We start from the raw sequence: 5,007 nt of genomic DNA, 5'->3' as shown, positions 1-5,007 counted from the left end.
GACACCTCGGCGTCCCGGTACTGCTACACGAGCACCGGCTCGTGGGTGAACCAGAACTCCGGCGTCGGCGGCGGGGTCGTCATGGCCAAGGTGCCGGTGTCCAAGGCCATCATCTACGTCAAGAACCCCAGCGTGCTCGGCACGACGATGGCCACCCAGTCCAGCCCGGTGTTCCAGCTCGGGAGCGGCCTGACCGTGCCCGCCGCAACCAGCGGCGACGCCCTCGCCGGGACCTGGACGGACAACGCGACCTACACCACGACGACGAGCTGCCCGCTCATCACGCCCGACCCGACGAAGCGTCGCAACCTCGACTGCGAGACGGGCACCGCGACGCCGAAGGAGGACGTCTTCGCCAAGCTCAAGGCGGCCACCGACGGAGTGGTGGCCGACACGACGGTGGCGAACAGCGACGTCAAGCAGAAGCTCATCAACCAGCTCAAGGCCAGCCTGCCCTCGGTGACCACCACGGCCCCCTCATCCCTGACCGCCGGAGGGGTCCAGTACGTGCTCACCGTGGCCGAGCCCACGACGTCGTCACCCACCACGACCAGCCCCCCGCCCCTCTCGCCGAGCGACCCCTTCTTCCAGCCGTCCGCAGGCGGCGGGTACTCGACTACCACCACCAGCTGGCAGGTGACCCTGACGAGGTACTCCTGCTCCAAGAACAACAACGGCAACTGCAACAGCCCCGCCTCGGTGGCGGTCGTCCAGGGGCCGGCGACCCGGTCCACCTCGACGGCCGTCGGCACGCTGAACTCCACCGCGACCTTCCCGTGGTTCGGCACCACGAACGCGTACAACGACGTCAACCGCGACGTCACGCAGTACCCCCTCGGCTACGGCGACGCCTACATCGAGGGGACGCTCGACGGCCAGCTGTCCCTGGTGGCCGAGCACGACATCCTGCTGACCAACAACGTCAGCTACGCAGACACCAACCTGACGACCACCAACGACGGCTACGCGTTCATCGCCGGTCACGACATCCGCGTCTACCGGCCGCTGACCTGCGTCTACGACGACAACACCGCCACGACGTCTCCGGGGTGGTGCCCCAACGACACCACCGGCACCTACACCACGCTGCCGGACTGGCCGGGCTACCCGCCCGCGACGGTGTACAAGGACCTGCAGGACGCCCCGTCGATGGGGCACGGCAAGACGAAGAACTCCGACAGCTACCTCTACGGGTCGATCTTCGCGCTGCGCGGCAGCTTCCGGGTCGACAACGTCGCGCGCGGCGGGGACGACGGCAACATCCACGTCTACGGCGGCCTGTACATGTACCACCGCGGCGTCACCAAGGTGCAGTTCCAGGGCCACCCGGCCCAGTCCAGCATCGAGCGACCGGGCATGACGCTGCAGTACAACTACGACAACCTTCGAGCGGGTCAGAACCCCAAGGGCGGCCTGCGCGTGCCCTGGGTGCCGACCCCGTCCGGCCAGGTGGCCAACCGCACCTGGAACATCACCGCCCTGTCGTCGGGCTCGTGATGGGCACCGAGAAAGGCTCCCCCACCGATGCTCATCCTGCTCGTCCCTGCCGCCCTGCTCGGCCTGGCGGTCGGGTCGTTCCTCAACGTCGTGATCTACCGCGTCCCCCAGGGCATGTCGGTGGTGCGGCCCCCCTCGCACTGCCCGGGCTGCGACCGGCCCATCCGCGCCCGCCACAACGTCCCGGTCCTCGGCTGGCTGCTGCTCCGCGGTCGCTGCGCCGACTGCCACACCCCCATCCCGGTGCGCTACCCGCTCGTGGAGCTGGCGACCGGAGCGCTCTTCGTCGCGGTGACGGCACGGCTGCTGCAGCTGCACCTGGAAGCCGCGCTGCCGGCATACCTGCTGTTTGCGGCCGGGGGGCTGGCGCTGGCGGTGATCGACCTGGACTGCAAGCGGCTGCCCAACGCGATCGTGCTGCCCGGCTACCCGGTGCTCGGCGTCGCGCTGCTGGCTGCGGCGGCGGTGCAGCACGACGGATCCGCCGCAGTGCGAACACTGCTCGGCGGTGCGGGGCTCTACGTCCTGTACTTCGCGCTGGCGTTCGCCTACCCGGCGGGCATGGGCTTCGGGGACGTGAAGCTGGCCGGGCTGGTCGGCGCGGTCACGGCCTTCGTGTCGCTGCCGACGCTGCTTGTCGGGGCGTTCAGCGCCTTCCTGCTCGGGGGGATCGCCGGGATCGCCGTCCTGGCGGCCGGTCGCGGCGGCCGCAAGACGGCCATCCCGTTCGGACCGTTCATGATCGCCGGCGCCCTCCTGGGGCTCTTCGCGGCCCAACCCATCAGCGACCTCTACCTGCGCCTGGCGCTGGGTCGATGAGCCTTCACCGCAACTCCGCTCTCGAGGAGCAACCATGAGACGCCAGCAACGCAGCACCGTCAGCCCGGTGACCAACCCCGACGGCCACGCGATCGGCATCGACCTCGGCGCCACCGCGGTGCGCGCGGCGGTCGTGGCCCTCAACGCCGACGGCAGCCGCAGCGCCGCCTCCATCCACGGGGTCGGTGAGGTGCCGGTGCCCCCGGGCACCGTGGTCAACGGCGTGGTGACCAACCAGGCGCTCCTCACCAAGGCGCTGCGCGAGCTCTGGGCCCAGCACAGGATCGCCGGGCGCAACGTCATCCTCGGGATCACCAACCAGCAGGTGGTGGTGCGCGACCTGCAGATGCCGAACCTTCCCCCGGAGCAGCTGGCCAAGGCGCTGCCGTTCCAGGCCCGCGAGGTCGTGCCGCTGCCGATGGAGCAGGTGGTCGTCGACTTCGTGCCGCTCGACAAGCCCGACCCGGAGGCCGAGCACGTCAACGGCCTGCTCGTCGCCACCCCGCGGGGGCCGGTCGCGGCCGCGGTGGCTGCCGTCGAGCGCGCCGGCCTGCACGTCGCCCGCGTGGACCTGTCCTCCTTCGCCACGCTGCGCGCCATCGCCGACGAGACCCTCGCCGTCGAGGCGGTCGTCGACCTCGGGGCCCAGCTGACCAACCTCGTGGTGCACGCGCACGGCATCCCCCGGGTGGTGCGCAGCGTCACCCGCGGAGGCGACGAGCTCACCGCCCGCCTCGTCGAGCGGGCCGACCTCGACCCCGCCTCGGCCGAGCAGGCCAAGCTGGAGGAGGGGCTCACCGGCTCCAACCGGGAGGTCGTCACCGTCCTGCGCGACGGGGTGCGCCCGCTGTTCGCAGAGATCCGCAGCTCGATCCACTACTTCAACACCACCAACCCCGGCATGCGGCTGGAGCGGATCGCGCTGACGGGTGGTGGTGCCGAGATGGCCGGCCTGGCCGAGATGCTCAGCGAGCAGGTCGGCATCCTGGCCACCGTCGTGCCCGCCCTGCAGCACATCCGGGGCCGCTACGCGATGCGTGAGGTCCGCGAGATCGAGCGTCAACGCCTGGCCACCGCCGTGTCCGTCGGCCTCGCCATGGGAGCCGCGGCATGACCGCCACGCTCGAGCCGACAGAGGCCCGCCCCTGGACCATGGCGCCCGGCTGGGGCATCGCCGCCAACCTGCTGCCGCCGGAGGTCATCAAGGCCCGGCGGATGCGCAAGGCCCGCAAGGTGCTCTTCATCGTGGCGGCCGCTGCCGTCGCCGTCGTGCTCCTGGGCTACGCCGCCGCCACCTTCACCGCCTTCCAGGCGCAGGGGCGCCTCGACGACGCCCAGACGGAGACCACCCAGCTGCAGCACCAGCAACGCCGGTTCGCCGATGTCGTGGACGTCAAGGCCGCGACCACCCGCCTGACCGGCCAGAGCAAGGCCCTCACGACGCAGGCGGTCGACTTCCCGCCGCTGCTGGCCGCCCTGCGCGGCGCGCTGCCGGACGGGGTCAACATCAACCAGCTCGTGGTCACGCTCGACTCAAGCAAGAGCCAGGGCTCCGGCACGGGCAACGCCGGTGGCGCCGGTGTCCTCGACACGTCCGGGCGCAAGCACATCGGGTCGGTCACCATCTCCGGCTCGGCCCGCAGGCTGAGCGACGTCTCCGCCTACGTCGACCGGCTCGCCAAGGTGCCCGGCGTCGTCGAGCCCTACCCGACCTCGAGCAACGCCGGCGACGGCGTCGTGACCTACAGCCTGCAGCTGACGCTCACCGACCAGCTGCTGCCGACGCCCACCCCGTCCTCCTCCGCACCCTCGAACGGGAGCCAGAAATGAACGGCCGCACCGACCGGCTGATGCTCGGCGGGGGCGTGTTCGCCGCCCTGGCCGTCCTGGCCCTGTCCTGGTTGTTCCTCATCTCACCGAAGCTGGCCGACGCCTCGTCACTGGATGACCAGACCGACGCGGCCACCTCCCAGAACGACGTGCTGCGTGCCAGGCTCGTCCAGCTCCAGCACGAGAGCAGCCAGCTGCCGCAGCTGCAGCAGCAGCTCCAGGCCGCCGAGGCCGCCCTGCCCGCGGACAGCGGTATGCCGGACTTCATCCGGCAGGTGAACGCCCAGGCCTCCGCCGCGGGACTGACCGTCGGCAGCATCACGGCTGCCGCGCCGACGACCATGACCGGCACAGGTGGCAGCGCAGCGCCCACCGCCGCAGCACCTGCCACAGGTGCGACCGGCAGTGGCTCGGGCGCCAAGGGCTCGACGGCAGGCCTCTACGCCATACCAGTCACGATCTCCACGACCGGTCCCGCCGACCGTCAGCAGGCGTTCCTCAGGGCGCTCCAGCATGTCGGTCCCCGCACGGCCGTCGTCTCCTCGGCGCAGCTGTCACCGGCGGGGACCGCCGCAAGTGGGTCGATCGACGGGAGCTCGACGCTGTCGGTGCAGCTCCAGGTCTTCGTCGCCCCCGGGAGCGCCAAGAGCTGAGCGGCCCCCGAAGCGACGTCAACCGGGCGACCGCATCGCCCGCCCGGCGACGGAGGGTCCACCCGGATGCTCTGTGCCCGGAAAGAGATCTACAGATGACTGTCCGGTATGCCCGGAACGGGCTACTCTCCCCCGCACAGGCGTTGGGGGGACCTCCCCTGCCCGGTGCTCGTGGTCTGGGGCGCCGGTGAGGTAGCCCCGCGCGTCC

5 protein-coding genes are annotated in these 5,007 nt (G+C 71.2%); all 5 read left to right on the top strand.

Translation table 11 applies throughout. The annotated features are described in order from the left end of the window. Positions 1–1,497: hypothetical protein (locus tag VF825_RS18495; RefSeq protein ID WP_331116136.1), on the top strand; the 1,497-nt coding region annotated here is incomplete at its 5' end. Positions 1,498–1,524: 27 nt separating this feature from the next. Then, the gene (locus VF825_RS18490) at positions 1,525–2,316 is read left to right on the top strand and encodes a prepilin peptidase (protein ID WP_331116134.1); all 792 of its coding nucleotides are present in this window, start codon (positions 1,525–1,527) and stop codon (positions 2,314–2,316) included. A 34-nt stretch (positions 2,317–2,350) separates the two neighbouring features. Continuing rightward, the gene (pilM, locus tag VF825_RS18485) at positions 2,351–3,430 is read left to right on the top strand and encodes a type IV pilus assembly protein PilM (protein WP_331116132.1); all 1,080 of its coding nucleotides are present in this window, start codon (positions 2,351–2,353) and stop codon (positions 3,428–3,430) included. After that, the gene (locus VF825_RS18480; protein WP_331116130.1) at positions 3,427–4,146 is read left to right on the top strand and encodes a hypothetical protein; all 720 of its coding nucleotides are present in this window, start codon (positions 3,427–3,429) and stop codon (positions 4,144–4,146) included. Before pilM ends, VF825_RS18480 begins: the two co-directional genes overlap by 4 nt. Continuing rightward, a complete protein-coding gene (gene pilO, locus VF825_RS18475; RefSeq protein ID WP_331116128.1) occupies positions 4,143–4,799 on the top strand; it encodes a type 4a pilus biogenesis protein PilO in 657 nt (218 codons plus the stop codon). Before VF825_RS18480 ends, pilO begins: the two co-directional genes overlap by 4 nt. Positions 4,800–5,007 lie beyond the last annotated feature (208 nt).

It is taken from the genome of Oryzihumus sp. (assembly GCF_036391795.1).
Taxonomy (GTDB): domain Bacteria; phylum Actinomycetota; class Actinomycetes; order Actinomycetales; family Dermatophilaceae; genus Oryzihumus.
Note: the sequence above shows the minus strand (reverse complement) of the source record. Positions and strands in the feature narration are given on the sequence as shown.